Origin of the sequence: Pseudomonas sp. MF6747 (assembly GCF_963890955.1) — a bacterium.
In the GTDB taxonomy this organism is placed as follows: domain Bacteria; phylum Pseudomonadota; class Gammaproteobacteria; order Pseudomonadales; family Pseudomonadaceae; genus Aquipseudomonas.
In genome coordinates this window covers 443,998-469,643 of sequence record NZ_CAWPSZ010000001.1, presented here as the reverse complement: position 1 = coordinate 469,643, position 25,646 = coordinate 443,998, and the positions used below count along the sequence as shown (strand labels likewise).

Sequence of the window (25,646 nt, the reverse complement as noted above, 5' to 3'; positions counted from 1 at the left end):
AAAGCTGGCTTTAAAGTGGCTGACCGGCAGGCTCAAACTGAAGGGTATGACGGCGTTTTCGGCAGAGAGTTCGTGGTGCAAAAGTGCCATCGGAGCTGGCACTCAGTGCTTATGGCTGCGTAATGCATTGATTTCAATGATGAAATCTCGCTGATTAATTCCGCGCATTCTTCGTCCTGAAAAGCCTTGCGGTGGCATCGGGCCGGACAAAAGCGTCCGGCCTGATTCAGCTTAGTCAGTGGCTGCCGGAATGCCCAAAACCGCCTGCGCCGCGTTGAGTCTCATCAAACTCCTGAACCAGTTCGAAGTGCGCTTGCACCACCGGCACCAGCACCAGTTGCGCGATACGCTCGCCAACAGCAATGTTGAAGGCGGACTGGCCGCGGTTCCAGCACGACACCATTAGCTCGCCCTGGTAGTCGGAGTCGATCAGGCCGACCAGGTTGCCCAGCACGATGCCGTGTTTGTGGCCCAGGCCGGAGCGCGGCAGGATCAGTGCCGCCAGGCCCGGATCGCCAACATAAATCGACAGGCCGGTAGGGATCAGGAGAGTCTGGCCCGGTTCAAGAACGGTGTCTTGCTTGAGCATGGCGCGCAGGTCCAACCCGGCGGAGCCTGGGGTGGCGTAGGTCGGCAGTGGGAATTCGTTGCCGATGCGTGGGTCGAGAATCTTGGCTTGCAAAGCGTGCATGTCAATTAAACCTGGTTCAGCCGTTGGGCGATAAATGAGATCAGTTGGCGGGCAATCTTGCCTTTGCTGGTCTGGGCGAAAACGGTGGCGTGCAACTCGCGGTCGATCACGCTGATGGCATTTTCCTCGCTATTGAAGCCGATGCTCGGGTTGGCGACATCATTGGCAACGATCAGATCGAGGTTTTTGTCTTTCAATTTGCGTGCCGCGTAGTCCAGCAGGTGCTCGGTTTCGGCGGCAAAGCCGACGCTGAAAGGGCGGTCCGCACGCGTGGCGATGGTCGCCAGGATGTCGGGGTTGCGCACCATTTGCAGGAGCAGGCCGTCGCCGCTTGTAGGGTCTTTCTTAAGCTTTTGCGGGGCTACGACTTCCGGGCGGTAGTCTGCAACCGCCGCCGAGGCGATAAACAGGTCGCAGGGAATGGCTGCCTCGCAAGCCGCCAGCATGTCCCGGGCGCTGACTACGTCGATTCGCGTGACCCGATCAGGCGTCGGCAAATGCACCGGGCCGGTGATCAAGGTGACACGTGCGCCTGCCTCAACCGCCGCTTCGGCCAATGCAAAGCCCATTTTCCCTGAGCTATGGTTGGTGATGTAGCGCACCGGGTCGATGTTTTCCTGAGTCGGGCCGGCGGTGATCAGCACGTGTTTGCCGGTAAGGGCCAGGTGCTGGAAACACTCGGCGGCGCACAGCGCCAGGTCGGTGGCTTCGAGCATGCGGCCCATGCCGACGTCGCCGCAGGCCTGGCTGCCGGACGCCGGGCCGAACACCTTGAGGCCTCGGCTTTGCAGGAGCTGGGTGTTGGCCTGGGTCGCCGGGTCGCGCCACATGGCCTGGTTCATGGCCGGGGCGATGGCGACGGTGGCGTCGGTGGCCAGCACCAGCGTGGTCAGCAGGTCATCGGCGATGCCTTGGGCCAGGCGGGCGATCAAGTCGGCGGTTGCCGGGGCGATCAGTACCAGATCGGCCCATTTGGCCAGCTCGATATGGCCCATCGCGGCTTCGGCCGCCGGGTCCAGCAGGTCCAGATGAACCGGGTGGCCGGACAAAGCTTGCATGGTGAGCGGGGTGATGAACTCGCTGCCGCCGCGGGTCATGACTACGCGCACTTCGGCGCCCTGGTCCAGGAGCCTGCGAACCAGCTCTGCGCTCTTGTAGGCGGCAATGCCGCCGCCGACGCCGAGAACGATGCGTTTCCGATACAGACGCTGCATTGGTTTGCCTTTCCAGTTCAGTGATGCCAGTTCAATGACGCCTGCGATGCCCCCTCCCCAGGAGAAATCGCACGCAAAAAAGAGGGCTTAAGATAACACAGCGTCCGCCGGGCAACAGCGGCGCACATGCACACGGAGGTGGGATGAGTATTCGCGATTGGCCTGTGGCGGAACGTCCGCGGGAGAAACTTTTGGAATGGGGCGCGGCAACGCTGTCGGATGCCGAACTGCTGGCAATCTTCCTGCGCACCGGGGTGTCGGGCAGAAGCGCGGTCGACCTGGCGCGCCATTTACTGGCGCAATTTGGCGGCCTTCGCCCGCTGTTGGAGGCCAACCAGACGCTGTTCAGCCAGCATTTGGGGTTAGGGCCGGCAAAGTTTGCCCAGTTGCAGGCTGTGCTGGAGATGTCCCGACGGCACATGGCCGAACGCCTGCGCGCGGACTCGGTGCTGGAAAGCCCGCTGGCAGTGCGTGACTACCTCAAGGCGCTGCTGCGTCATGAGCCTCACGAGATCTTTGGCTGCCTGTTTCTCGACTCAAAGCACCGCGTTCTGGGCTTTGAGGCGCTGTCCCAGGGCACCATCGACACTGCCATTGTTTACCCGCGGCAAGTGGTCAAGCGTGCGTTGGCGTACAACGCGGCAGCATTGATTCTGTGTCACAACCATCCTTCCGGGAGTGTCGAGCCGAGTGCGGCTGATCGAAAATTGACCAAGTTGCTGCAAAAGGCGTTGGAGGTGGTGGATGTGCGGGTGCTGGATCACATCATCGTCGGTGATGGTGATCCGTTGTCGATGGCGGAATACGGGTGGATGTAGCCCCGCCCGCAAAGGCGGGGCAGGTCATCAGGGCTTGACGCTGACTTTCGAGAAGTCCTGGCGCCCGAACGGGCTCACCTGATAGCCCTCGACATTCTTGCGTGTCAGGGCAAACGCGGTCGGATGCGCCAGCGGCAGCCACAACGCCTGCTGCTGGATCTGCGCCTGGGCCTGTTGATACAACTTGGTGCGTACGCCTTGCTCGCTGGTGGTCTTGCCAGCGCTGATCAGTTTGTCCAGCGCGGGGTCGCAGTAGCGGGCAAAGTTGGTGCCGGATTTCACCGCCGCGCAAGAGAACTGCGGGGTGAGGAAGTTATCCGGGTCGCCGTTATCGCCGGCCCAGCCCATGAACAGCAGGTCATGTTCACCGGCCTTGGCGCGGCGAATCAGTTCGCCCCATTCGATCACGCGGATCTCTGCCTGGATGCCGATCTTGGCCAGGTCTGCCTGCAACAGTTGTGCACCCAGGTTAGGGTTGGGGTTCAGCAAGCTGCCGGTTGGGCGTGTCCAAATGGTGGTCTTGAAACCGTCCTTGAGCCCCGCGCGGTCGAGCAGCGTCTTAGCCTTGGCGATGTCCTGTGGATAACCCGGCAGGTCTTTGGCATAGCTCCAGGTATTGGGTGGATAAATGCCATTGGCCGCCTCGGCGGTGCCTTCAAACACGGCCTTGAGGTAGCTGTTCTTGTCGAACGCCAGATTGATTGCCTGGCGCACTTCCGGCTTGTCCAGCGGCGGATGCTGGCTGTTGATGGCCACGAATGCAGTCATGAAGGCGGCGGTTTTCTCCACCTTCAATGCCGGGTCTTTTTCGGCCTCGCCCACATCCAGCGGCTTGGGCGAGAGGGCGATCTGGCATTCGTCGCGATGCAATTTCTGCAGGCGCACGTTGGCGTCCGGGGTAATGGCGAACAGCAAGTTATCCACAGCCGGTTTGCCGGCGAAATAGTCCGGGTTGGCTTTGTAGCGAACCACGGCATCTTTCTGGAACCGGACGAAAACAAACGGGCCGGTGCCGATAGGTTGGCTATTAAGCTTCTCCGGAGTGCCGGCCTTGAGCAGCTTGTCGGCGTATTCGGCCGGGTAGATTGAGGCAAAGCCCATGCTCAACGCGGCGAGGAAGGTCGAGTCGGCATGATCGAGCGTGAAGCGCACGGTCAGCGGGTCGAGGGCGTCGATCTTCTTGACCAGCGTCGGCAACTGTAGCGACTGGGCATGCGGGAAGCCGCTTTGGGCGATCTTGTGCCATGGGTTGGCCGGGTCGAGCATGCGCTCGAAACTGAAGCGCACATCTTCGGCGGTGAGGGTGCGGCTTGGGGTGAAGTATTCGGTGCGGTGGAATTTCACATCCGGGTGCAGCTTGAAGGTGTACGTCAGGCCATCTGGCGAAACGTCCCAACTGTCTGCGAGGCTCGGCACCAGCTTGCCGCTGGCGGCGTCGTAGTCCACCAGGCGGTTCATCAGGACGTCGGCCGAGGCATTTGTAGTGGTGAGCGAGTTGTATTGCACCACATCGAACCCTTCAGGGCTGGCTTCGGTACACACGCTTAAACTGGTAGCAGCCAGGGCCGCCGGCGCAATAAATAGAGGGGCTAGCAATAGCGGTAGGGCAGCGAGGCGCATGTTCGGTTTCCTTTGCAGATCGAAGGCCCATCTGCGAGTGCAGTCTGGAAAAAGCCTACCGTAGTGGTCTGATTGATAAATGACTAGTCCATTTTTGCCTGTGCTTTTGGCGCAAATGCTGTTTTGATGGCGCCTCAGCGCGTTTCGCCGTGCACTTCATCGTGCGTGCGAGCGCTGTAAATCATTCTGTGCGACGAGCGGTCGGCTGTTACAGCGGCCACTCCTGGCAACGGTTCAGGCGTCTGTCGCCAAGATTTACGCCGGTAAAAACACACGGGCTGTTGTTGCACCTTGGTCTTTCTGGTATAAAGCAGCGCTCTTTTCTAGGGGCCCGGTTCCTTCACTGTAGGTGTAGCCGGTAAGACCCTTAAAGAAACGCGGCGCCTGGCGCCAAATGACTGAGAGATTAAGCGGCCAACCCATGCCGGGTTGGGCATGTGGTTTTAGAGGGCTGAGGCATGTCGAGAGTCTGTCAAGTTACCGGTAAGGGTCCGGTGACTGGGAATAACATTTCCCACGCAAATAACAAAACCCGTCGTCGTTTCCTGCCGAACCTGCAGCATCACCGCTTCTGGGTTGAAGAAGAGAAACGTTTTGTTCGCCTGCGTGTATCTGCCAAAGGCATGCGTATCATCGACAAGCGCGGCATCACTGTCGTGCTGGCCGAAATCCGCGCCGCTGGCAAGATCTAAGGAGCTTTATCATGCGTGAATTGATTCGAATGATCTCTAGCGCCGGTACTGGTCACTTCTACACTACCGACAAGAACAAGCGTACTACCCCGGACAAGCTCGAAAAGAAAATGTTCGACCCGCGCGTTCGCAAGCACGTGATCTACAAAGAAGGCAAAATCAAGTAATTGATTTTCTTCCTTGTGAAAAAAAGCCCGTCTCTCACGAGTCGGGCTTTTTTTTGCCTGTGATTTGCTGATCAGGCTTTCTGTTCAAACACCACGTAGATCTTGCGGCACGGTTCCAGCACTTCCCAGGTGCCGCTGAAACCCGCGGGGATCACGAAGCGGTCGCCCGCACGCAAGGTCTTGGCGTTACCGTCGGCATCGCGCAGCACCGAAACGCCCTGCACGATCTCGCAATATTCATGCTCGCTGTAGTTGACCTTCCATTGCCCGACTTCACCTTCCCAGACCCCGGCGCTCATCTGGCCGCACGGGCTGTTGTAGTGGTTGTAGAGGGTTTGCTCGGGATCGCCCTTGAGGACTTTTTCGGCGGCCGGCCGGTAGCGTTCGGGGGCGGTATTGGCTTGGCTGAAGTCGACGATGTCCTGGATGCTCATGTGCGTGTCCCGTCTGGCCTGCGGTTGGAGAGTCCAAAGTCTATGTTTATTAAAATGAACATCGCAAGGGCGTTTACCGGCGTTGTGTCAAATATATTGAAACACCCCCAGCCGCTGGTTTAGGGTGGCAGCTGCCTTGAGCCGAACAGCAGGCTGGCCGGGCAAGAATTCTTTGAGGCTGCCGGGGGACATCACCTGGCCCTTGTATTCAATAAGAGGAGGACACTCGCATGACCACCCTGACCCGTGCCGACTGGGAACAACGCGCCAAGGATCTGAAGATCGAAGGCCGCGCCTACATCAATGGCGAATACACCGCCGCTGTTTCCGGTGACACGTTCGAATGCATCAGCCCGGTCGATGGCCGCCTGCTGGCAACCGTCGCCAGCTGCGACGCCGCCGACGCCCAGCGCGCCGTAGAAAATGCCCGCGCCACCTTTAATTCCGGCGTCTGGTCACGTCTGGCACCGGCCAAGCGCAAGTCCGCCATGATCCGTTTCGCCGCGCTGCTCAAGGCCAATGCCGAAGAGCTGGCCCTGCTCGAAACCCTGGACATGGGCAAGCCGATCAGCGACTCCCTGGGCATTGACGTGCCTGGCGCAGCCAACGCGCTGAGCTGGAGCGGCGAGGCCATCGACAAGATCTACGACGAAGTTGCCGCTACTCCGCACGATCAATTGGGCCTGGTGACCCGCGAGCCGGTCGGCGTTGTCGGCGCGATCGTACCGTGGAACTTCCCGCTGATGATGGCCTGCTGGAAACTCGGCCCGGCGCTGTCTACCGGTAACTCGGTGATCCTCAAGCCGTCCGAAAAATCCCCGCTGACCGCCATCCGCATCGCGGCCCTGGCCGTTGAAGCCGGTATTCCAAAAGGGGTGTTCAACGTGCTGCCGGGCTACGGCCACACCGTGGGCAATGCCTTGGCGCTGCACATGGACGTCGACACCCTGGTGTTCACCGGTTCCACCAAAATCGCCAAGCAGCTGTTGATTCGCTCCGGCGAGTCCAACATGAAGCGCGTGTGGCTGGAAGCGGGCGGCAAGAGCCCGAACATCGTGTTCGCCGATGCCCCGGACCTGCAAGCGGCGGCCGAATCCGCCGCTGGCGCCATCGCCTTCAACCAGGGCGAAGTCTGCACCGCCGGTTCGCGTCTGCTGGTGGAGCGCTCCATCAAGGATAAATTCCTGCCGCTGGTGATCGAGGCCCTCAAAGGCTGGAAGCCAGGCAACCCGCTGGACCCGGCGACCAACGTCGGTGCGCTGGTGGACACCCAGCAGATGAACACCGTGCTGTCGTACATCGAAGCTGGCCACGCCGACGGCGCCAAGCTGGTTGCGGGCGGCAAGCGCACCCTGGAAGAAACCGGTGGCACTTACGTTGAACCGACGATTTTCGACGGCGTGACCAACGCCATGAAGATTGCCCAGGAAGAAATCTTTGGCCCGGTTCTGTCAGTGATCACCTTCGACAGCGCCGAGGAAGCCATCGCCATCGCCAACGACACCCAATACGGCCTGGCCGCAGCGGTGTGGACGGCGGATATCTCCAAGGCGCACCTGACGGCCAAGGCCTTGCGCGCCGGTAGCGTGTGGGTCAACCAGTACGATGGCGGTGACATGACCGCGCCGTTTGGTGGCTTCAAGCAGTCCGGTAACGGTCGCGACAAGTCGCTGCACGCGTTCGACAAGTACACCGAACTGAAGGCAACCTGGATCAAGCTGTAACCCTGTAGGAAGCACCGCAGGCCAAATGTGGGAGCTGGCTTTTGTGGGAGCTGGCTTGCCTGCGATAGCATCACCGAGGTGTGACTGACACACCAAGGTGCTTGCATCGCAGGCAAGCCCGGCTCCCACATAGGCTCGCTCCTACAGTTCGTTTGAAACCCTGAAAATTATCCACAGGAGCGTGGACATGCGTTGGGCGACTTACTTCGCCGTCCTGGCCTCGGTACTCAGCGTCGGTCTGGCCCTCGGGGTCAGCATGCCGCTGGTGTCCCTGCGCCTGGAAGGCTGGGGCTATGGCAGTTTCGCTATCGGCGTAATGGCGGCCATGCCAGCCTTCGGCGTACTACTGGGCGCCAAGGTCTCCAGCCGCATGGCCTCATGGCTGGGCACCGCCAACCTGATGCGCCTGTGCCTGTGGGCCGGTGCAGTGTCCATCGGCCTGCTGGCAATCCTGCCCAGCTATCCGGTCTGGCTGGTGCTGCGGCTGATGATCGGGGTGATCCTGACCATCGTGTTTATCCTTGGCGAAAGCTGGATCAACCAGTTGGTGGTGGAGCAGTGGCGGGGCCGCTTGGTGGCGCTGTATGGCTGCAGTTACGCCTTGAGCCAACTGTCGGGGCCGCTGCTGCTGGGTGTGATTGGCACCGATCATGATTACGGCTTCTGGGTGGGCGTAGGTCTGCTGATGGCCGCGCCACTGCTGTTGCTGGGGCGCTCCGGCGCGCCGACGGCTGAGTCCTTCAGTGTCACCTTTGGCGACTTATGGCGCTTTTGCTTGAGCCTGCCGGCGATTGCCTGGGCGGTGGCTTTATTCGCGGCGTTCGAAGCGATGATTCTGACGCTGCTGCCGGTGTATTGCCTGCAACAGGATTTTACGGCCGAGGTCGCCTTGGCCATGGTCAGCACGGTGGTGGTGGGTGATGCGCTGTTGCAATTGCCTATCGGCGCACTGGCTGACTACCTGCCGCGTCGCACGCTGTTCTTGAGCTGTGCGGTGCTGTTGCTGATCTCGAGCCTGGCGATTCCACTGCTGATGCACACCCCGCTCATCTGGCCGGTGTGGGTGGTCTTCGGCGCCAGTGCCGGCGGGTTGTTCACCTTGTCGCTGATCCTGATCGGCGAGCGTTACCGCGACGATGCGCTGGTGCGCGCGAATGCTCACGTGGCGCAGTTGTGGGGCATCGGTTGCTTGATAGGGCCACTGGTGGCCGGGGCGGGCAGCCAGTGGATCAGCGGGCATGCGTTGCCGTTGCTGATGGCCGCCGGCGCGTTGGGGCTGGTGGTGCTGTTGTTGCGTCAGGGTGCATTTGGCGTCGCACAGCCCGCCTGATTTGAAACGGGAGCGAATGTGGGAGCGGGCTTGCTCGCGAATACGGTGTGTCAGTTAACGGCAATATTGACTGATCCACCGCATTCGCGAGCAAGCCCGATCCCACACTGGATCTTCATAGTTCCTACAGCATCCGCTCCAGGCCGACTGAAGTGGCAAACCAGGCATTAAACCTGCGCCACCAATTGCCGGGTTCCTCGGTCAGCGTATGCAGTTGGCCGTTATCCTCAGTGACCCATACCACCCGGCCATCCTGCAATTTCGCCTGGTAGCTCAACGCCGGCGCCATACCTTGCAGCGCCAGGTTGCGCACGTGTTCCGCCAGCTCGGGGCTGTCCACCAGCACGCCGACTTCGGTGTTCCACAGCACCGAGCGCGGGTCAAAATTGAACGAGCCGATAAACGACTTTTCCCGATCAAAGATCATCGCCTTGCTGTGCAGGCTGGAATCCGAGCCGTGCAACGAGCCCCGGCGAAACAGGTGCGGGCCGCTGCCTGCACTGGGGTCGCCGGGTTGGCGGCGCAACTCGTAGAGTTTTACGCCGTGCTCCAGCAGTGCCTTGCGGTATGGCGCATAGCCGCCATGTACCGCCGGTACATCGGTGGCTTCGAGCGAATTGGTCAGCAGGCTCACCGACACCCCTGCGTCGGCTCGGCCGGTCAGGTACACGAGCCCAGGCTGGCCGGGGACGAAATACGCCGAAATCATGATCAGCTCATGGTTGACGCCTTCAAGCTCCGGCGCCAGTTGGGTGGTGAGCAGCAACTGCGGGTCCGGGTCGGCCTTGGCCAGCACCTTGCTCGGCGCATCCCACAGTGCCTGGTTCCAGGCCCAGATCAACTCGCGGCGCCAGATGTCCATGCGGGGTTGGGTCTGGTAGGTGCGCAAGCGGTTGTACAGCGCATGGTTTTGCTGGCGGGACTCGGCGAGCGAATCTTGCAGGCGCACGCGGGCGGCGGCCAGGTCACGTTTGGAGGGGCTGTTGGAGACGAAGTCATCAATCGGTTTGCTCAGTGCGCTGTTCCAGTACTGATCAAAACTGTGCCCGAGTTGCTCGGCCACCGGGCCCACGCTGAGCATATCGATATCGGTGAAATTCAAGTTGGGCTCGGCGTCGAAATACTCGTCGCCCAGGTTGCGCCCGCCGACGATGGCGACACTGTTGTCCGCCAGCCACAACTTGTTGTGCATGCGCCGATGTTGCAGCGACAAGTTGAACAGGCGCCCCATGGCCCGAGTGACGCCGGTGCTGCGGCCCAGGTGCAGCGGGTTGAACAGGCGAATTTCGATCTGCGGGTGGGCGGCGAGGGTGGCGATGACCTGGTCGAGACCGTCGCTGGTGGTGTCATCCAGCAGGATGCGCACGCGCACGCCGCGGTCGGCTGCCTTGAGCAATTCGTCCACAAGCATGCGCGTGCTGATGCCGTCGTGGACGATGTAGTACTGCAGATCGAGGCTGCTCTGGGCGTTGCGGATCAGTTCGGCGCGGGCCATGAAGGCTTCGCTGCTGTTGGGCAGCAAACGAAAACCCGAGCGGCCTTGATGCGGCGCCGCTTGCGCCTGGATCGAACGGCCGAATGAGGATTGCGCGGCGGGCAGGGCGTCGCTGGGGATGCGCGGCGTGTCGACTGTTGCGCAGCCGCCCAGCGCCAGGGCGCCCAGCAGGAAAAACGGTAAAAGCCGTTGGATCATCAAGGGCGCTGCTTCCAGGTCAGGGCGATTGTGGGCATATGACGGCTAATTCCGGCGAAAGGTCAGTCTGGCGTCTCGGCGAGCATCTTGATCGCGGCGGCGCCGACTTTGCGTACTGCGTCTTCAATTTGCGGGGTCGGTTTGGCAGCGTAGTTCATGCGCAGGCAGTTCCGGTATTTGCCCGAAGCGGAAAAGATACTGCCTACCGCCACCTGTACGCCTTGCTCCACCAACACGCGGTTGAGCTTGAGCGTATCGAAGCCTTCCGGCAGCTCTACCCACAACATGAAGCTGCCTTGAGGCCGGCTGGCCCGTGTGCCGGTCGGGAAATAGCGGCTGACCCAGTCGAGTATCAGGTCGCGATTGCGCTGGTATTGAGTGCGCATCCGCCGCAAATGCGGTTCGAAATGGCCATTTTTCAAGAACTCCGCAATCGCGATCTGTGGTTGGGTCGCGGTGGAACCGGTGCTGATGTATTTCATGTGCAGCACCCGCTCCAGGTAGCGACCGGGCGCTACCCAGCCAATGCGCAAACCGGGCGCCAGGGTTTTCGAGAACGAGCTGCACAGCAGCACGCGGCCGTCTTCATCGAAGGATTTGATCGTGCGCGGGCGAGGGTAGCTGTAGGCCAATTCGCCATACACATCGTCTTCAATGATCGCCACGTCAAAGCGCTGGGCCAGGGTCAGCAACGCACGTTTGCGTGCCTCCGGCATGATGTAGCCCAAGGGGTTGTTGCAGTTGGGCGTTAGCTGGATGACCTTGATCGGCCACTGTTCCAGCGCCAGTTCCAGCGCTTCAAGGCTGATGCCGGTGATTGGGTCCGTGGGGATTTCCAGGGCCTTCATGCCCAGGCCTTTCAGGGTCTGCATGGCACCGTGAAAGCTTGGCGAATCCACCGCGACGATATCGCCCGGCTCACAGATCGCGTGAATGCTGGCGGACAGCGCTTCGTGGCATCCGGTGGTGATCACAATGTCTTCAGCCGTCAGCTGGCAGCCGGAATCCAATGACAGGCGTGCAATTTGCTCACGCAATTCCATACAGCCGAGGATGTTGTCGTAATACAGCCCCGGCAGATCCTGGCGGCGACTCACACGCGCCAGGCTGCGCAGCAAGGGTTTCAGGGTCGGCGACAATACATCCGGCATGCCTCGGCCCATCTGTATGACATCTTTGCGTGGCACCGCGCGAATCAGTTCCAGCACCTGGTCCCACTGTGAAATTTCCACCGGCCGCTGGGCCGGGCGGCCTACCTCGGGCAGCGCCGGCAGCTCGCGCCCAACCGGTACAAAGTAGCCGGACTTGGGTTTTGGCATCGCCAGGCCGTTGTCTTCCAGCAACCGGTAGGCCTGTTGCACGGTGCTCAGACTAACCCCATATTCAACGCTCAACGCGCGCACAGACGGCAAGCGATCGCCGGGACGATAGAAGCCCTGTTCGATGCGAGTGCCCAGTAATTCGGCAAGGTTGACGTAAAGGGTCATGGCGGTCGCTCCCGAGGACCAGTACAGATAGGCGGAAAATACAGGATTCAGGCGGTCATGGGCAGTATCTGTATGGATTTAATAAGGGTGTGTTGAATCTGTCATGGTTTTGCCGTTGCGCTCAGGCTAGTCACTCATGGCAACAAGCAACTGAGGGGCAGCATAATGAGCGGCATGAGCGATGTGCGTCTGATGTTACACAGTCAGGAATTGCAGGCAGGGCAAGAGCGCGCGACGGCGCCACGGGAGATCAGCCGCTGGCGTTTGTTCTGGCACCGCCGTCACACGCGCAAAGCCTTGCTGCACCTGACTCGCGAGCAACTGCGCGACGTCGGGCTGACCGCCGAACAAGCGCGCCAGGAAGGCCTGAAGCCGTTCTGGCGTGATTGATCAGACCAGCTCTTTGAGGCGGTGCCAGAGCATCCCCAGCGCCAGCAACGGCGAGCGCAAGTGTTGGCCGCCGGGGAAGGTGATGTGCGGTACTTGGGCGAACAGATCGAAGCGACCCCGCTGCTGGCCACTGATTGCCTCGGCCAGCAGCTTACCCGCCAGGTGCGTGGCATTCAGGCCGTGCCCCGAGTAGGCCTGGGCGTAATACACGTTGGGTTGATCCACCAACCGGCCGATCTGCGGCAACCGGTTGGCGCCAATGCCGATCATGCCGCCCCACTGGTAGTCGATCTTCACGTCGGCCAGTTGGGGGAACACTTTGAGCATTTTTGGGCGCATATAGGCGCCGATGTCTTGCGGATCACGTCCGGAATAGTGACAGGCGCCGCCGAACAACAGGCGGCGGTCGGCGGACAGCCGGAAGTAATCCACCGTTACCCGTTGATCACAGACGGCCATGTTCTGGGGCAGCAGGTGGGCAGCTTGGGCTTCGCTCAACGGCTCGGTGGCGATGATGTAGCTGCCGGCGGGCAGCACTTTGCCGCTCAGGTAGGGGTTGAGGCCATTGAGGTAGGCGTTGCACGCCAATACCAGGGTCTTGGCGCGCACATTGCCAAGGGCGGTGTGCACGTTCACTTCAGGGCCGTAGTCGATGCGTGTCACTTCGGACTGCTCGAACAGCTTCACGCCCAGCTTCTGCGCGGCGACGGCTTCGCCGAGGGCCAGATTCAGCGGGTGCAAATGGCCGGAGCCCATGTCGATCATGCCGCCCACGTAGCGGTCGGAACCGATCACGCTGCTCATCTCGTTGGCTTGCAGCAGGCGTACTTCATGGCGATAGCCGAGGCTGCGCAGTTCTTCGGCATCTTCGGCCAGGTCGTGCAGGTGCTGAGGTTTGTTCGCCAGGTCGCAGTAACCCCAGGTCAGGTCGCAGGGGATTTGATAGCGCTCGACGCGCTCGCGCACGATCTCCACGGCTTCCAGGCCCATCAACTTCATCTGGCGCACGCCGTCGGTGCCGATCACGTTGGCAAACTGGTCCAGGCCATGGCCGACGCCGCGAATCAGCTGGCCGCCGTTACGACCACTGGCGCCCCAGCCAATCCTGCGCGCCTCCAGCAGCACCACGCTGTAACCGCGTTCGGCCAGTTCCAGGGCGGTGTTGAGCCCGGAGTAACCGCCGCCAATTACGCACACATCGGCGCTGACTTCGCCCGTCAACGCCGGGTAATCGGGTTGTGGGACGCTGCTGGCGGCGTAGTAGGAATCGGTGTGCCGGGCGCTGGCGGTCATGGGGAGCATCCCTGTTTGGAAAATTTGACGCAGGATACAGCGGTCGGACGAAGCTGTCTGCGCAGGGCGTTTTGCGTCAGAATCCACGCCTATTCGCCGTCCGGTATGTGTTTCGATGAGTTGCAACAGTCAGAAAATCAGCGCGCTGCGCAGGCAGATTCCTTCGTTCGAGTGTGTTCCGGGTTGCCACGACTGCTGTGGGCCGGTGACGACCTCGCCCGAGGAAATGTCGCGCCTGCCACGCAAGACCGCAGCCGAGCAGGACGCCGCCATGGACGAGCTGAACTGCGTGCACCTTGGGCCCAATGGCTGCACGGTGTACGACGAACGCCCGCTGATCTGCCGGTTGTTTGGTACCACCAAGACCTTGCCATGCCCCAACGGGCGGGGCCCGGTGGAGTTGATTCATCCGCGGGTTGAGAAGCAAATCCACGAATACATGGCCAGCACCCGGCAAGTCTTGGTCTAGTGAATTTACCTACTCTAAATGTGGGAACGGGCTTGCTCGCGAATGCAGCGGGTCAGTGAAAAATGCGCGGGCTGATACACAGAATTCGCGCGCAAGCCTGCTCCCACAATTGACCGCATTGTGGCAGTTCAATCCGGGATCGGCAGGTTCAAGCTCTCCTTCACCTCTTCCATCACGATATAGCTCTTTGATTCGCGCACATGGGGCAACTTGAGCAAGATGTCGCCGAGCAATTTGCGGTACGAGGCCATCTCGGAAATCCGTGCCTTCACCAGGTAGTCGAAGTCTCCCGACACCAAATGGCACTCCAGCACATGGGGCAGTTTGAGCACGGCGCGGCGGAATTCTTCAAAGGTGTCGCCGGACTTGTAATCGAGGCTGATCTCGACAAATACCAGCAAACTGCCCTTCAAATGCTGCGGATTGAGCCGCGCGTTGTAGCCCATGATGATGCCTTCGCGTTCCAGTCGGCGTACGCGCTCGGTGCACGGCGTGGTCGACAGCCCGACTTTTTCCCCCAGTTCCGTGAACGAAATGCGCCCGTCGGTTTGCAGGATGCGCAGGATATTGCGGTCGATCTTGTCCAGCTCCCGCTTGGTCTGGGTGTTGGTACGCATAGGGGATACGCCTCTGTCAAAAGGGTTTTTACCGAGAATTGTCGCCAAATATAGGCATTTATATAGTGAAATGCACTGGCAATTGCTTTTTATACTGCGCTCATCATTGCTCGAATAACACACGTCAGCGGCCAAGCCCGCGATGAGGATATAAAATGCGCGTTCTGGTCTTGGGTAGCGGCGTCATTGGTGTGACCAGTGCGTACTATTTGGCGCGGGCCGGCTTTGAAGTCGTCGTGGTCGACCGTCAGCCAGCCGCTGCCATGGAAACCAGTTTCGCCAACGCCGGCCAGGTGTCGCCTGGTTACGCCTCGCCCTGGGCCGCCCCGGGCGTTCCGCTCAAGGCGATCAAGTGGCTGCTGCAGCGCCACGCGCCGCTGGCGATCAAGGCCACCGCTGATATCGATCAATACCTGTGGATGGCGCAGATGCTGCGCAACTGCACCGCCAGCCGCTATGCAGTGAACAAGGAGCGCATGGTGCGCCTGTCCGAGTACAGCCGCGACTGCCTCGACGAACTGCGTGCTGAAACCGGCATTGCCTACGAAGGCCGCAGCCTCGGCACGACGCAATTGTTCCGCACCCAGGCGCAACTGGACGGCGCGGCCAAAGACATCGCCGTGCTCAAAGAGTCTGGCGTACCGTTCGAGCTGCTCGACCGCGCCGGTATCGCCCGCGTCGAGCCGGCCCTGGCCAGCGTCACGGATATTCTTGCTGGCGCGCTGCGCCTGCCGAACGATCAGACGGGCGACTGCCAGATGTTCACCACGCGCCTGGTCGACATGTGCAAGCAGCTGGGCGTTGAGTTCCGCTTCGACCAGGACATCCAGCGCCTCGACTCCGCAGGCGACCGCATCAATGGCGTGTGGATCGACGGCAAGCTGGAAACCGCGGACCGTTATGTACTGGCCCTCGGCAGCTATTCGCCGAAACTGCTCAAACCGCTGGGGATCAAGGCACCGGTGTACCCGCTTAAGGGTTACTCGCTGACCGTGCCGATCACCAACCCGGCGATGGCACCGACTTCGACCATTCTGGACGAGACCTACAAGGTTGCGATCACCCGTTTCGACAATCGCATCCGCGTCGGCGGTATGGCTGAAATCGCCGGTTTTGACCTGTCGCTGAACCCGCGCCGGCGTGAAACCCTGGAGATGATCGTCAACGACCTTTATCCTCAGGGCGGCGATTTGACCGAAGCCACGTTCTGGACCGGCCTGCGCCCGACCACGCCCGACGGCACGCCGATTGTCGGCGCCACGCCTTTCAAGAATCTGTTCCTCAATACCGGGCACGGCACACTTGGCTGGACCATGGCCTGTGGCTCTGGTCGTTTGCTGGCCGACCTGATGGCGAAGAAAACCCCGCAGATCAGCGCCGAAGGCCTCGATATTTCCCGCTACGGCAACCACCAGGAGTCCGCAAAACATGTCAATCCAGCGCCAGCTCACCAATGAGCGCATGAGCCAGATCGTTGTTCACAGCGGTACCGTGTATCTGGCAGGGCAAGTCGGCGACGACATGAGTGCCGGGATTGAAAAGCAGACCCGTGAAACCCTGGCCAATATCGAGCGTTTGCTGGACTTGGCCGGCACCGACAAATCCAAGCTGCTGTCGGTGACGATCTACTTGAAAGACATCGACGCCGATTTCGCCGGCATGAACGCGGTGTGGGACAAGTGGCTGCCTAAAGGCGTTGCCCCGGCCCGTGCCACGGTTGAAGCCAAGCTGTGCGAACCGGAAATCCTGGTAGAGCTGTCCGTCGTGGCCGCTCTGCCCTAAACAACGATCCCTCTCCCGGTGCCGACGCTGTTGGTCGGTGCCGGTTTTTTTTTCACTCTGCCGCCTAGAAGCCTGCCGCCATGCGTCCTGCCCGTGCCCTGATCGACCTCCAAGCCCTGCGCCACAATTACCAACTGGCCCGTGAAGTCACGGGGGCCAAGGCCCTCGCCGTGGTCAAGGCCGATGCCTACGGCCATGGCGCCGTGCGCGTGGCCCAGGCGCTGGAAGCCGAGGCCGACGGGTTTGCCGTGGCCTGCATCGAAGAGGCACTGGAGCTGCGGGCCGCCGGGATTCGCGCGCCGGTATTGCTGCTGGAAGGCTTTTTTGAAGCTGACGAACTGCCGCTGATTATCGAGCACGATATGTGGTGCGTGGTGCATTCGCTGTGGCAGTTGGACGCGATTGAGCAGGCCCGGTTGAGCAAGCCGCTGACCATCTGGCTCAAATTGGATTCGGGCATGCATCGTGTCGGCCTGCATCCCAAGGATTACCACGAGGCTTATCAGCGCCTGCTGGCCAGCGGTAAAGTGGCGAAAATCGTATTGATGAGCCACTTCGCCCGTGCCGACGAGCTCGACTGTGTACGCAGCAATGAACAAGTGGCGGTGTTTGAAGCGGCGCGCCAAGGTTTGTCGGCCGAAGTCAGCCTGCGCAACTCGCCTTCCGTGATGGGCTGGCCGAACGTGTCCAGCGACTGGGTGCGCCCAGGCATCATGCTCTACGGCGCCACGCCGTTTGGTGAAGACCAGGCCATCGCCGCGCGCTTGCAGCCGGTGATGACGCTGGAATCCAAGGTCATCTGCGTGCGCGAACTGCCGGCCGGCGAGCCGGTGGGCTACGGCGCCAAGTTCATCACACCCAAACCGATGCGGATCGGCGTGGTCGCCATGGGCTACGCCGATGGCTATCCACGGCACGCGCCAACCGGCACACCGGTGTTGGTGGCGGGCCAGCGCAGCCAGTTGCTGGGCCGCGTATCCATGGACATGCTGTGTGTCGACCTCACCGACGTCCCGCAGGCCGGGCTCGGTTCCACCGTGGAGCTGTGGGGCAAAACTATTCTCGCCAGCGACGTCGCGACTGCTGCCGAGACCATTCCCTACCAGATCTTCTGCAACCTGCGCCGCGTGCCAAGGCTCTATTGCGGGGCCTAAGCGCTGCCTACGAGTGAAGCCGGCCGGGATTTAGGCCCAAGTGTTGTAAATACTGAACGCTGTCGCCATGATAACGCTCAATTACAACAAAGCCTGAATCCTAGGAGGCTCCTGCATTGGACGTCGGCGAACGACTGCAATCCATCCGTAAACTGAAGGGTCTTTCCCAGCGCGAGCTCGCCAAGCGCGCGGGTGTCACCAACAGCACCATTTCGATGATCGAAAAAAACAGTGTCAGCCCCTCGATCAGCTCCTTGCGCAAGGTACTGGGTGGCATTCCCATGTCGATGGTCGAATTCTTTTCCGAGGAGATCCTCCAGGAAAAACCGACCCAGGTCGTCTATAAAGCCAATGAGCTGATCGACATATCGGACGGCGCCGTCACCATGAAACTCGTGGGCCGCGCACACCCGAGCCGGGCGATTGCGTTTCTTAACGAGATTTACCCGCCGGGCGCCGACACTGGCGAAGAAATGCTCACCCACGAAGGCGAGGAAACCGGGATTCTGGTGGAAGGTCGCCTGGAATTGGTGGTCGGTCTTGAAACTTTTGTGCTCGAAGCCGGCGATAGCTACTACTTTGAAAGCACCAAGCCCCATCGTTTTCGCAACCCGTTCGATGTGCCGGCGCGACTAATCAGCGCAGCCACACCCGCGAACTTTTGACACAAGAGGCGTGCTGCCAGCGTTGCAGACACACCCGTAGCTGTATTCCGCAGGGCTGAATCTCCCTTTATTTAATAGGGTTGTTTCAGCCGGACGGGCTAACCGTTATACTTTCGCCGCCTGCGAAACCGTGGCCGCAGGCGTGAATAGCCACCATTGAGGGTGAACGCGTGAACCTAATTATGAAAATGCTGGCTGCACCAGCAACCGTACTGGCCCTATGGGCTGTCAGCGCTCAAGCTGCGACCAATGATGAAATTGCCAAGCGCCTGGAGCCTGTCGGCCAAGTCTGTGTTCAGGGCCAGGAATGCAAAGGCATGGAAGTGGCGGTGGCAGCCGGTGGCGGCGGCGGTGCAAAAACACCGGATGACGTGATCGCCAAGCACTGCAACGCCTGCCACGGCACCGGCCTGTTGGGCGCACCGAAAATTGGTGACACCGCGGCGTGGAAAGACCGTGCCGACCACCAAGGCGGCCTCGATGGCCTGCTGGCCAAGGCGATTACCGGCTTGAACGCCATGCCGCCCAAAGGCACCTGTGCCGATTGCTCGGATGCTGAGCTTAAAGGTGCGATCGAGAAGATGTCGGGCTTGAAGTAGACCGATCTTCGCCAAAAAAGCCGCTGCCCAGCGGCTTTTTTGTGCCTGGGATTTGTACTTCGAGACTGTTCATTGCAGCAAAGACCCGGCAAGCTCGGTCCAACCCCTAATCATGGAATGTCAGGAGGGTCGGATGGTGCAGTTGTGTTCAATCGAGCAAGCAGTTGACGACGTATTGGCGCGCTTGCCCGCGCATATCCACATGGGCATGCCGCTGGGCCTGGGCAAGCCCAACCTGTTCGTCAATGCGCTGTACCGGCGTATCGCCAAGTTGCCGGAGCGCGCGCTGACAATCTACACCGCGCTGGCCCTGGGTCGTCCGACCTTGGGCGACGGTTTGCAGAAGCGCTTTCTCGAGCCCTTCATCGAACGCGTCTTTGGCGACTACCCCGAGCTGGATTTTCTTGCCGACCTGCAAAAGGACAGCCTGCCCGCGAACATCCGCGTGCAGCAGTTCTTCATGCAGCCCGGCAGCCTGCTGCACAGCGCATCGGCGCAACAGGATTACGTCAGCAGCAATTACAGTCACGCGGCGCGCGACATCAACGCCGCCGGCCTGAATCTGGTGGCGCAACTGGTGGCCAGCAGCACTGAGCATCCGGATCGCCTGAGCTTGAGCTGCAACCCCGACATCACACTCGACCTGCTGCCGATGATCGAGAAGCGTCGCGATGCTGGCGAAACCATCCTGATCGTTGGCCAAGTGCATTCCGATCTGCCCTACATGCCGGGCGATGCTGAACTGGGCATGGACGCGTTCGATTACCTGATTGACGCAAAGGACAGCACCACACTGTTCTCCACGCCGAACATGCCGGTGGGTTTTCAGGACCACTTTATCGGCTTGCATGCCAGCACCCTGGTGCGCGATGGCGGCACGTTGCAGATCGGTATCGGCTCCATGGGCGATGCGCTGACCGCCGCCTTACTGGCGCGCCAGGCGGATAACGAGGCTTATCGACTGCTGCTCACCGACCTTGATGTGTATCAGTGGGCGCCCCTGATCAGCCGCGAAGGCGGTGTGTCGCCCTTTGCCCGTGGCCTGTATGGCTGCAGCGAAATGTTCGTCAACGGCCTTCTGGTACTGGCTGACGCCGGCATTATCCGGCGCAAGGTTTACCCGGATGTGACGACCCAGGCGCAAGCCAATGCCGGCACGCTGGATGACGCGGCGCAACCTGACGGCGTGTCGATCCATGGCGGTTTCTTCCTCGGGCCGCGCAGTTTTTACCAGCGCTTGCAGGAAATGACTCACGCCAAGCGTCTCGAATTCAACATGACTCGCATCAGCTACATCAACGAGCTGTATGGCCAGGAAGAGCTCAAGCGCCTGCAACGCCTGGACGCGCGGTTTATCAACAGCGCAATCATGGTGACCTTGCTCGGCGCAGGTGTGGCCGATCAGCTGGAAGATGGCCGCGTGCTCAGCGGCGTCGGCGGGCAGTACAACTTTGTTGCCCAGGGCCATGCACTAGAAGGCGCGCGTTCGATCCTGATCCTGCGCAGCTGGCGCGAGTCGGCCGGGGAGGTCAGTTCCAATATCGTCTGGGAGTACGGCCACTGCACCATTCCGCGGCACCTGCGCGATATCGTCATCACCGAGTACGGGATTGCCGATTTGCGTGGGCAGACAGATGCCAAGGTGATCGAGGCGCTGCTGAATATCACCGACTCGCGCTTTCAAAACGACTTGATCGAACAGGCGCAAAAGGCCGGCAAGCTGCCCAAGGATTTCGAGCTGGACCCACGCTTTGCCGACAATACGCCGGAGCGGCTCAAGGGTATTCAGGCGCGGCATCACCGGCTGTTTCCGGAGTATCCGCTGGGCACTGACTTCACGGATGAGGAGAAGGATCTGCTGCGCGCGCTGAATTGGCTCAAGAGCAAATTCAAGCTGACCGAGATTCTGGAGTTGGGCAAGGCGGCGCTGGATGCACCGGAGCCGGAGGCGTTTCCCAAGCATCTGGAGCGGATGCGGTTGGATCAGCCGGAGGGGTTGAAAGAGGATCTGTACCAGCGTTTGCTGCTCGCCGGTCTACAGGCCACCGCACACTAAAAACCACCTCGAAACCAACTGTGGGAGGGGGCTTGCCCCCGATTGCGGTGTATCAGTCACCCAATGTGTCGGCTGACCCACTGCTATCGGGGGCAAGCCCCCTCCCACATTTTTTGAGTTGTGCTCACCCCAAATATTTGGCGTGTTATCGATTACTCGATGAAAGTAACCACACCACCGGCCAACGACTTCACCCGCGCCAGCGACTCAACCCGATAACCCTGCGCATCCAGCTCGGCACGGCCACCCTGGAACGACTTCTCGATCACAATCCCCAGGCCTGCGACGGTCGCGCCAGCTTGTTTGATGATCGAGATCAGCGCCTGGGACGCCTTGCCGTTGGCCAGGAAGTCATCGATCACCAGCACGCGGTCGCTGCTGGTCAGGTGGCGCGGCGAGATTGCCACGGTGCTTTCGACCTTCTTGGTGAACGAGTACACCGTTGCCGACAGCAGGTTCTCGGTCAGGGTCAGGGACTGCTGCTTACGCGCGAAAATCACCGGCACGCCCAGGTTCAGGCCGGTCATGATCGCCGGCGCAATGCCCGAGGCTTCGATGGTGACGATCTTGGTGATGCCCGAGTCCTTGAAGCGCTCGGCGAATTCGTCGCCGATCAGTTTCATCAGCGCCGGGTCGATCTGGTGGTTCAGAAAGGCGTCGACCTTGAGTACCTGATCGGAAAGCACGATGCCTTCTTCGCGAATTTTCTTGTGCAGTGCTTCCACGGAAAGCTTCCTCTAATGGCGCGGTGTGCGCCGAAAGTAGATTAAAAAGTAGTCGATTCTAGCGCTTTAACATCGCGCGTATATCCGCCAAGGCGGTATTGCCGCGAACGGCCTTCACCTCGGTCGGGGTGTCGTCATTGCCTTCCCAGGCCAGATCGTCCGGCGGTAGCTCGTCGAGGAACCGGCTGGGGGCACAGTCGATGATTTCGCCGTATTGCTTACGCTTGGCGGCGAAGGTGAAGGCCAGCGTCTGACGCGCGCGGGTAATGCCCACGTAGGCCAGGCGCCGTTCTTCTTCGATCGTGTCGGCTTCGATGCTGGAGCGGTGCGGGAGGATTTCCTCTTCCATGCCCATGATGAACACGTAGGGGAATTCCAGGCCCTTGGAGGCATGCAAGGTCATCATCTGCACGCCTTCGGCGCCGTCTTCCTCTTCCTGCTGGCGCTCGAGCATGTCGCGCAGCACCAGCTTGCCGATGGCGTCTTCGACGGTCATTTCGCCGTCTTCGTCTTTTTCCAGGGTGTTTTTCAGGGCTTCGATCAGGAACCAGACGTTGCCCATGCGGTAATCCGCGGCTTTGTCGCTGGAACTGTTGGTGCGCAGCCAGTTTTCATAGTCGATGTCCATGACCATGCTGCGCAGCGCGCTGATCGGGTCTTCGCCGGCGCACTGCTCGCGCACCTTGTCCATGAAGCGCTTGAAGCGCGACAGGCGGTCAGTGAAGCGTGTGTCCAGGTGCTCGCCCAGGCCGATTTCGTCGGTGGCGGCGTACATCGAGATTTTGCGTTCCGTGGCGTAGTTGCCGAGCTTTTCCAGCGTAGTCGAACCGATTTCCCGGCGTGGGACGTTGATCACGCGCAGGAAGGCGTTATCGTCGTCCGGGTTCACGATCAGGCGGAAGTAAGCCATCAGGTCTTTGACTTCCTGGCGTCCGAAAAAGCTGTTGCCGCCCGACAGGCGATACGGCACCTGGTGGTGCTGCAATTTCAGTTCGATCAGCTTGGCCTGGTAGTTGCCGCGGTACAGGATCGCAAAGTCGCTGTAGGGGCGGTCGGTGCGCAAGTGCAGGCTGAGGATTTCCACGGCCACGCGCTCGGCTTCGGCGTCTTCATTGCGGCAGCGGATCACGCGGATTTCGTCGCCGTGGCCCATCTCGCTCCACAGTTGTTTTTCAAACTCGTGGGGGTTGTTGGAGATGAGCACGTTGGCGCAACGCAGGATACGGCTGGTGGAGCGGTAGTTCTGCTCCAGCATCACCACTTTCAGGGACGGGTAGTCGTCCTTGAGCAGCATCAGGTTTTCCGGGCGCGCACCGCGCCAGGCATAGATCGACTGGTCGTCGTCGCCCACCACGGTGAACTGGTTGCGCGTGCCGATCAGCATTTTTACCAGCAAGTACTGGCTGGCGTTGGTGTCCTGGTATTCATCCACCAGCAGGTAGCGGACCTTGTTCTGCCATTTTTCGAGGATGTCGGCGTGTTCCTCGAACAGCTTTACCGGCAGCAGGATCAGGTCGTCAAAGTCCACCGCGTTGAACGCCTTGAGCGTGCGCTGGTAGTGGGTGTAGACGATGGCGGCGGTCTGTTCCTTGGGGTTGCGTGCATTTTCCAGGGCCTGGGGCGGCAGGATCAGGTCGTTTTTCCAGGCGCCGATCATGTTCTTGATCTCATCCACGCCGTCGTCGCCTGCGTATTCCTTTTGCATGATGTCGGTCATCAGCGACTTCACATCGGTTTCGTCGAAAATCGAGAAACCGGGCTTGTAGCCCAGCCGCGCATGCTCCTTGCGGATGATGTTCAGGCCCAGGTTGTGGAAGGTACACACGGTGAGACCACGGCCTTCGCCGCCCTTGAGCAGCGTGCCGACACGCTCTTTCATTTCGCGCGCCGCCTTGTTGGTAAAGGTCATGGCGACGATGTACTGGGCGCGGATGTCACAGTTCTGGATCAGGTGCGCGATCTTGCGGGTAATCACGCTGGTCTTGCCGGAGCCTGCGCCGGCGAGCACCAATAGAGGGCCGCCGACGTAGTTCACGGCTTCTTGCTGCCGGGGATTGAGTCGGGACATACAGAATTCAGGGAGTCGTTGTTCAAAAGGGCGGGCATTTTAACAGGCTCGCAGGATTCTGCTCTCACAGAACGACAGTGTGACGTACCACTCGATCTAAATTTGCCGGTTTTGATACTTTGCCGCAGGATGTGGGGGCCTTCTGTCCTTGAAGATCGGGACGAATGCTTACAGCCAGCGTATTTGATAACCCTTATCATTGGTGATTATCAGGCCGCGCGTCATAATGCCCGCCGCCAACGAAATTTTGCAGAGTCTAGGGAGCTAGCTTGTCTACGCCTGTCGAACCCTTGCGTTTGCTGCTACTGGCCGATGAGCCAGCGTGGGCAGCGTTGTTGCGCGAGTGCCTGGCGCCGATGGGCGATGGGGCTGTGCTGATCAGTGCGCCCAACTGGGACTCGGTGAGTCGTCTGTTCGATGACGACCACACGGCCGTGTTATTGACCACGCCCAGCCTGCAACCCGGCCCCGGCCGTTGCAACCTGCCGTGCGTATTGCTGCTGGAGCAGGAACCGCTGGTTTCCCCGCTAGGTGTCAGCGATTGGTTGATCCGTGAGGTGTTGGATGCCGATACATTGCGCCGCTGCCTGCGCCATGTCCGCGAGCGCGGCGTGCTGGAGACCACCTTGCAGCGCCTGGCCGAACAGGACCCGCTCACCGGGATCGCCAATCGCCAGGGTTTCCAGACTCTGCTGGCGGCGCGGCTGGTTGAAAACGAAGGCCGTGGCCTGGCGCTCGGCCACCTTGACCTCGATAACTTTCGCCATGCCAACGACGCTTTAGGCCACCAGGCCGGCGACCGGTTGATCCTGCAAGTGGTTTCGCGCCTCAAGAGCCAGCTCGAAGCCGGGGACCAGTTGGCGCGCCTGGGCAGCGATGAGTTCGCCCTGCTGATTGATACGCGCCGCGCGCCCCAGCGTGCCGAATGGATGGCCGAACGCATCACCGAAGCCATGGCCGAACCCTATTGGGTGGATGGCGAAAGCCTGTTGATCGGCTGCAGCCTGGGCGTGGCGCATGCCCGCGCGCGTGCTGGCGCCGACCCACTGATGTGGCACGCGCACATCGCCATGCAGCAAGCCAAAAGTACGCAAGGCTGCACCTTTCATATCTTCAACGAACGCATCAACCGCAACGCGCGCAGCCTGGCCGACCTGGAAAGTGAACTGCGCCGCGCATTGCGCCGCGACGAGCTGGAACTGCACTACCAGCCGCGCCTGGACCTGGACGACGGGCATATTGTCGGCCTGGAAGCCTTGGTGCGCTGGCGCCATGGCGAACGCGGCCTGTTGCCACCCAGCGAGTTCGTGCCACTGGCCGAACAGAGCGGCCTGATTGTACCGCTGGGCTACTGGGTGATCTCCCGTGCCCTGCGCGACATGCAAGACCTGCGCGAACGCGGCCTGCCGCCGCTGCACATGGCGGTCAACCTGTCGTTTCGCCAGTTCCAGGACAGCCAACTGCTCTCGACCCTCAGCCGGCTGATTGCCGAGCGTGGTGTGGAAGCGCAGTGGCTGGAGTTCGAATTGACCGAAACCGCCGTCATGCGCCGCAGTGACTTGGTCAAACAAACCATGGACGCCCTCGGCCGCCTGGGCGTGCGGTTTTCCCTGGATGACTTTGGCACCGGATTTTCGTCGTTCGTGCACCTCAACAGCCTGCCGATTGCCCTGTTGAAGATCGACAAGAGCTTTGTCGGCGGCATGGAAGAGCGCGAAGAGAATCGCAAGCTGGTGCACGCCATGATCAACCTGGCGCACAACCTCAACCTGGAAGTGGTGGCTGAAGGTGTGGAAACGCCCGAGCAGTTGGCGCTGTTGCGCTTGTTCGGTTGCGACCAGGCGCAGGGTTATTTGATCAGCAAGCCGTTGCCGTTGCCGGAATTGGTGGAGTATTTGACGTTTGGCAAGAGCCAGCAGGCTTTGCTGGGTTGAAGTGCGAACCCAATCTACTGTAGG

The 25,646-nt window shown here is 60.6% G+C and carries 24 protein-coding genes; 14 read left to right on the top strand and 10 right to left on the bottom strand.

All coding sequences use genetic code 11. The features are described from left to right. Positions 1 to 235: 235 nt before the first annotated feature. Positions 236 to 691 carry a dUTP diphosphatase gene (gene dut / locus AACW30_RS02215; protein WP_200622556.1) on the bottom strand — a complete coding sequence of 152 codons (456 nt, stop codon included), beginning with the start codon at positions 689 to 691 and terminating at the stop codon, positions 236 to 238. A 5-nt stretch (positions 692 to 696) separates the two neighbouring features. Next, positions 697 to 1,905 (bottom strand): bifunctional phosphopantothenoylcysteine decarboxylase/phosphopantothenate--cysteine ligase CoaBC, encoded by a 1,209-nt coding sequence (gene coaBC, locus AACW30_RS02210; protein WP_010207499.1) that lies wholly within the window; start codon positions 1,903 to 1,905, stop codon positions 697 to 699. 143 nt (positions 1,906 to 2,048) lie between these two features. On the opposite strand from coaBC, the gene radC reads away from it, so the two are divergent. Beyond that, positions 2,049 to 2,723: a RadC family protein gene (gene radC, locus AACW30_RS02205; protein WP_119737230.1), complete on the top strand. Its 675-nt coding sequence runs from the start codon at positions 2,049 to 2,051 to the stop codon at positions 2,721 to 2,723. Between the two features lie 27 nt (positions 2,724 to 2,750). Here the strand turns inward: radC and AACW30_RS02200 are convergent, their stop codons facing one another. Continuing rightward, complete coding sequence (locus tag AACW30_RS02200) at positions 2,751 to 4,343, bottom strand: ABC transporter substrate-binding protein (RefSeq protein WP_169367842.1); 1,593 nt, start codon at positions 4,341 to 4,343, stop codon at positions 2,751 to 2,753. Positions 4,344 to 4,801: 458 nt separating this feature from the next. On the opposite strand from AACW30_RS02200, the gene rpmB reads away from it, so the two are divergent. Together rpmB and rpmG are read left to right on the top strand one after the other, a co-directional pair. Beyond that, positions 4,802 to 5,035: a 50S ribosomal protein L28 gene (gene rpmB, locus AACW30_RS02195; RefSeq protein ID WP_003176907.1), complete on the top strand. Its 234-nt coding sequence runs from the start codon at positions 4,802 to 4,804 to the stop codon at positions 5,033 to 5,035. Between the two features lie 11 nt (positions 5,036 to 5,046). Further along, positions 5,047 to 5,202, top strand: coding sequence for a 50S ribosomal protein L33 (rpmG, locus tag AACW30_RS02190; RefSeq protein ID WP_003176906.1), 156 nt, complete (start codon positions 5,047 to 5,049; stop codon positions 5,200 to 5,202). 71 nt (positions 5,203 to 5,273) lie between these two features. On the opposite strand, the gene AACW30_RS02185 is transcribed toward rpmG, so the two are convergent. Continuing rightward, a complete protein-coding gene (locus AACW30_RS02185; protein ID WP_145158135.1) occupies positions 5,274 to 5,636 on the bottom strand; it encodes a cupin domain-containing protein in 363 nt (120 codons plus the stop codon). 230 nt (positions 5,637 to 5,866) lie between these two features. Here AACW30_RS02185 and AACW30_RS02180 point away from each other — a divergent pair, with 230 nt between their 5' ends. Continuing rightward, positions 5,867 to 7,360 (top strand): aldehyde dehydrogenase, encoded by a 1,494-nt coding sequence (locus tag AACW30_RS02180; protein WP_179610014.1) that lies wholly within the window; start codon positions 5,867 to 5,869, stop codon positions 7,358 to 7,360. 187 nt (positions 7,361 to 7,547) lie between these two features. Further along, a complete protein-coding gene (locus AACW30_RS02175; RefSeq protein WP_200622554.1) occupies positions 7,548 to 8,690 on the top strand; it encodes an MFS transporter in 1,143 nt (380 codons plus the stop codon). A 124-nt stretch (positions 8,691 to 8,814) separates the two neighbouring features. On the opposite strand, the gene AACW30_RS02170 is transcribed toward AACW30_RS02175, so the two are convergent. Beyond that, positions 8,815 to 10,383 carry a phospholipase D family protein gene (locus AACW30_RS02170; protein WP_179610013.1) on the bottom strand — a complete coding sequence of 523 codons (1,569 nt, stop codon included), beginning with the start codon at positions 10,381 to 10,383 and terminating at the stop codon, positions 8,815 to 8,817. 62 nt (positions 10,384 to 10,445) lie between these two features. Continuing rightward, entirely contained in the window at positions 10,446 to 11,870 is a 1,425-nt protein-coding gene (locus tag AACW30_RS02165) for an aminotransferase-like domain-containing protein (RefSeq protein ID WP_200622552.1), read from the bottom strand. A gap of 165 nt (positions 11,871 to 12,035) precedes the next feature. On the opposite strand from AACW30_RS02165, the gene AACW30_RS02160 reads away from it, so the two are divergent. After that, positions 12,036 to 12,260, top strand: coding sequence for a DUF1127 domain-containing protein (locus AACW30_RS02160; protein WP_169367839.1), 225 nt, complete (start codon positions 12,036 to 12,038; stop codon positions 12,258 to 12,260). Here AACW30_RS02160 and AACW30_RS02155 read toward each other — a convergent pair whose 3' ends face one another. Then, positions 12,261 to 13,553, bottom strand: a complete 1,293-nt coding sequence (locus AACW30_RS02155; RefSeq protein ID WP_200622550.1) for an NAD(P)/FAD-dependent oxidoreductase — start codon at positions 13,551 to 13,553, stop codon at positions 12,261 to 12,263. A 115-nt stretch (positions 13,554 to 13,668) separates the two neighbouring features. Between AACW30_RS02155 and AACW30_RS02150 the strand changes: the two genes are divergently transcribed. Continuing rightward, the gene (locus AACW30_RS02150) at positions 13,669 to 14,022 is read left to right on the top strand and encodes a YkgJ family cysteine cluster protein (RefSeq protein WP_003176897.1); all 354 of its coding nucleotides are present in this window, start codon (positions 13,669 to 13,671) and stop codon (positions 14,020 to 14,022) included. A 128-nt stretch (positions 14,023 to 14,150) separates the two neighbouring features. On the opposite strand, the gene AACW30_RS02145 is transcribed toward AACW30_RS02150, so the two are convergent. Then, the gene (locus AACW30_RS02145; protein WP_003176896.1) at positions 14,151 to 14,639 is read right to left on the bottom strand and encodes an Lrp/AsnC ligand binding domain-containing protein; all 489 of its coding nucleotides are present in this window, start codon (positions 14,637 to 14,639) and stop codon (positions 14,151 to 14,153) included. Between the two features lie 155 nt (positions 14,640 to 14,794). Here AACW30_RS02145 and dadA point away from each other — a divergent pair, with 155 nt between their 5' ends. From dadA to AACW30_RS02115, 6 genes are all read left to right on the top strand, one after another. After that, positions 14,795 to 16,096, top strand: coding sequence for a D-amino acid dehydrogenase (dadA, locus tag AACW30_RS02140; protein ID WP_106575845.1), 1,302 nt, complete (start codon positions 14,795 to 14,797; stop codon positions 16,094 to 16,096). After that, positions 16,068 to 16,421, top strand: a complete 354-nt coding sequence (locus AACW30_RS02135) for a RidA family protein (RefSeq protein WP_016970573.1) — start codon at positions 16,068 to 16,070, stop codon at positions 16,419 to 16,421. Before dadA ends, AACW30_RS02135 begins: the two co-directional genes overlap by 29 nt. A gap of 80 nt (positions 16,422 to 16,501) precedes the next feature. Then, positions 16,502 to 17,575, top strand: a complete 1,074-nt coding sequence (gene alr, locus AACW30_RS02130) for an alanine racemase (RefSeq protein WP_119737240.1) — start codon at positions 16,502 to 16,504, stop codon at positions 17,573 to 17,575. Positions 17,576 to 17,691: 116 nt separating this feature from the next. Further along, positions 17,692 to 18,240, top strand: a complete 549-nt coding sequence (locus AACW30_RS02125) for a cupin domain-containing protein (protein WP_106575843.1) — start codon at positions 17,692 to 17,694, stop codon at positions 18,238 to 18,240. Positions 18,241 to 18,422: 182 nt separating this feature from the next. Further along, positions 18,423 to 18,839, top strand: coding sequence for a c-type cytochrome (locus AACW30_RS02120; protein ID WP_099488297.1), 417 nt, complete (start codon positions 18,423 to 18,425; stop codon positions 18,837 to 18,839). A gap of 133 nt (positions 18,840 to 18,972) precedes the next feature. Next, positions 18,973 to 20,895, top strand: coding sequence for an acetyl-CoA hydrolase/transferase family protein (locus AACW30_RS02115; RefSeq protein WP_200622548.1), 1,923 nt, complete (start codon positions 18,973 to 18,975; stop codon positions 20,893 to 20,895). A 152-nt stretch (positions 20,896 to 21,047) separates the two neighbouring features. Here AACW30_RS02115 and AACW30_RS02110 read toward each other — a convergent pair whose 3' ends face one another. Both AACW30_RS02110 and rep read right to left on the bottom strand, forming a co-directional pair. After that, the gene (locus AACW30_RS02110; protein WP_094948722.1) at positions 21,048 to 21,620 is read right to left on the bottom strand and encodes a xanthine phosphoribosyltransferase; all 573 of its coding nucleotides are present in this window, start codon (positions 21,618 to 21,620) and stop codon (positions 21,048 to 21,050) included. Positions 21,621 to 21,678: 58 nt separating this feature from the next. Continuing rightward, the gene (rep, locus tag AACW30_RS02105) at positions 21,679 to 23,688 is read right to left on the bottom strand and encodes a DNA helicase Rep (protein ID WP_200622547.1); all 2,010 of its coding nucleotides are present in this window, start codon (positions 23,686 to 23,688) and stop codon (positions 21,679 to 21,681) included. Between the two features lie 269 nt (positions 23,689 to 23,957). On the opposite strand from rep, the gene AACW30_RS02100 reads away from it, so the two are divergent. Next, the gene (locus AACW30_RS02100; RefSeq protein ID WP_106575841.1) at positions 23,958 to 25,622 is read left to right on the top strand and encodes a putative bifunctional diguanylate cyclase/phosphodiesterase; all 1,665 of its coding nucleotides are present in this window, start codon (positions 23,958 to 23,960) and stop codon (positions 25,620 to 25,622) included. The last annotated feature ends 24 nt before the right edge of the window (positions 25,623 to 25,646 follow it).

Bases quoted from the DNA above. Each gene is read 5' to 3' on its own strand.
- dut (WP_200622556.1), bottom strand. From the start codon at position 691: ATGCACGCTTTGCAAGCCAAGATTCTCGACCCACGCATCGGCAACGAA.
- coaBC (WP_010207499.1), bottom strand. From the start codon at position 1,905: ATGCAGCGTCTGTATCGGAAACGCATCGTTCTCGGCGTCGGCGGCGGC.
- radC (WP_119737230.1), top strand. From the start codon at position 2,049: ATGAGTATTCGCGATTGGCCTGTGGCGGAACGTCCGCGGGAGAAACTT.
- AACW30_RS02200 (WP_169367842.1), bottom strand. From the start codon at position 4,343: ATGCGCCTCGCTGCCCTACCGCTATTGCTAGCCCCTCTATTTATTGCG.
- rpmB (WP_003176907.1), top strand. From the start codon at position 4,802: ATGTCGAGAGTCTGTCAAGTTACCGGTAAGGGTCCGGTGACTGGGAAT.
- rpmG (WP_003176906.1), top strand. From the start codon at position 5,047: ATGCGTGAATTGATTCGAATGATCTCTAGCGCCGGTACTGGTCACTTC.
- AACW30_RS02185 (WP_145158135.1), bottom strand. From the start codon at position 5,636: ATGAGCATCCAGGACATCGTCGACTTCAGCCAAGCCAATACCGCCCCC.
- AACW30_RS02180 (WP_179610014.1), top strand. From the start codon at position 5,867: ATGACCACCCTGACCCGTGCCGACTGGGAACAACGCGCCAAGGATCTG.
- AACW30_RS02175 (WP_200622554.1), top strand. From the start codon at position 7,548: ATGCGTTGGGCGACTTACTTCGCCGTCCTGGCCTCGGTACTCAGCGTC.
- AACW30_RS02170 (WP_179610013.1), bottom strand. From the start codon at position 10,383: ATGATCCAACGGCTTTTACCGTTTTTCCTGCTGGGCGCCCTGGCGCTG.
- AACW30_RS02165 (WP_200622552.1), bottom strand. From the start codon at position 11,870: ATGACCCTTTACGTCAACCTTGCCGAATTACTGGGCACTCGCATCGAA.
- AACW30_RS02160 (WP_169367839.1), top strand. From the start codon at position 12,036: ATGAGCGGCATGAGCGATGTGCGTCTGATGTTACACAGTCAGGAATTG.
- AACW30_RS02155 (WP_200622550.1), bottom strand. From the start codon at position 13,553: ATGACCGCCAGCGCCCGGCACACCGATTCCTACTACGCCGCCAGCAGC.
- AACW30_RS02150 (WP_003176897.1), top strand. From the start codon at position 13,669: ATGAGTTGCAACAGTCAGAAAATCAGCGCGCTGCGCAGGCAGATTCCT.
- AACW30_RS02145 (WP_003176896.1), bottom strand. From the start codon at position 14,639: ATGCGTACCAACACCCAGACCAAGCGGGAGCTGGACAAGATCGACCGC.
- dadA (WP_106575845.1), top strand. From the start codon at position 14,795: ATGCGCGTTCTGGTCTTGGGTAGCGGCGTCATTGGTGTGACCAGTGCG.
- AACW30_RS02135 (WP_016970573.1), top strand. From the start codon at position 16,068: ATGTCAATCCAGCGCCAGCTCACCAATGAGCGCATGAGCCAGATCGTT.
- alr (WP_119737240.1), top strand. From the start codon at position 16,502: ATGCGTCCTGCCCGTGCCCTGATCGACCTCCAAGCCCTGCGCCACAAT.
- AACW30_RS02120 (WP_099488297.1), top strand. From the start codon at position 18,423: ATGAAAATGCTGGCTGCACCAGCAACCGTACTGGCCCTATGGGCTGTC.
- AACW30_RS02115 (WP_200622548.1), top strand. From the start codon at position 18,973: ATGGTGCAGTTGTGTTCAATCGAGCAAGCAGTTGACGACGTATTGGCG.
- rep (WP_200622547.1), bottom strand. From the start codon at position 23,688: ATGTCCCGACTCAATCCCCGGCAGCAAGAAGCCGTGAACTACGTCGGC.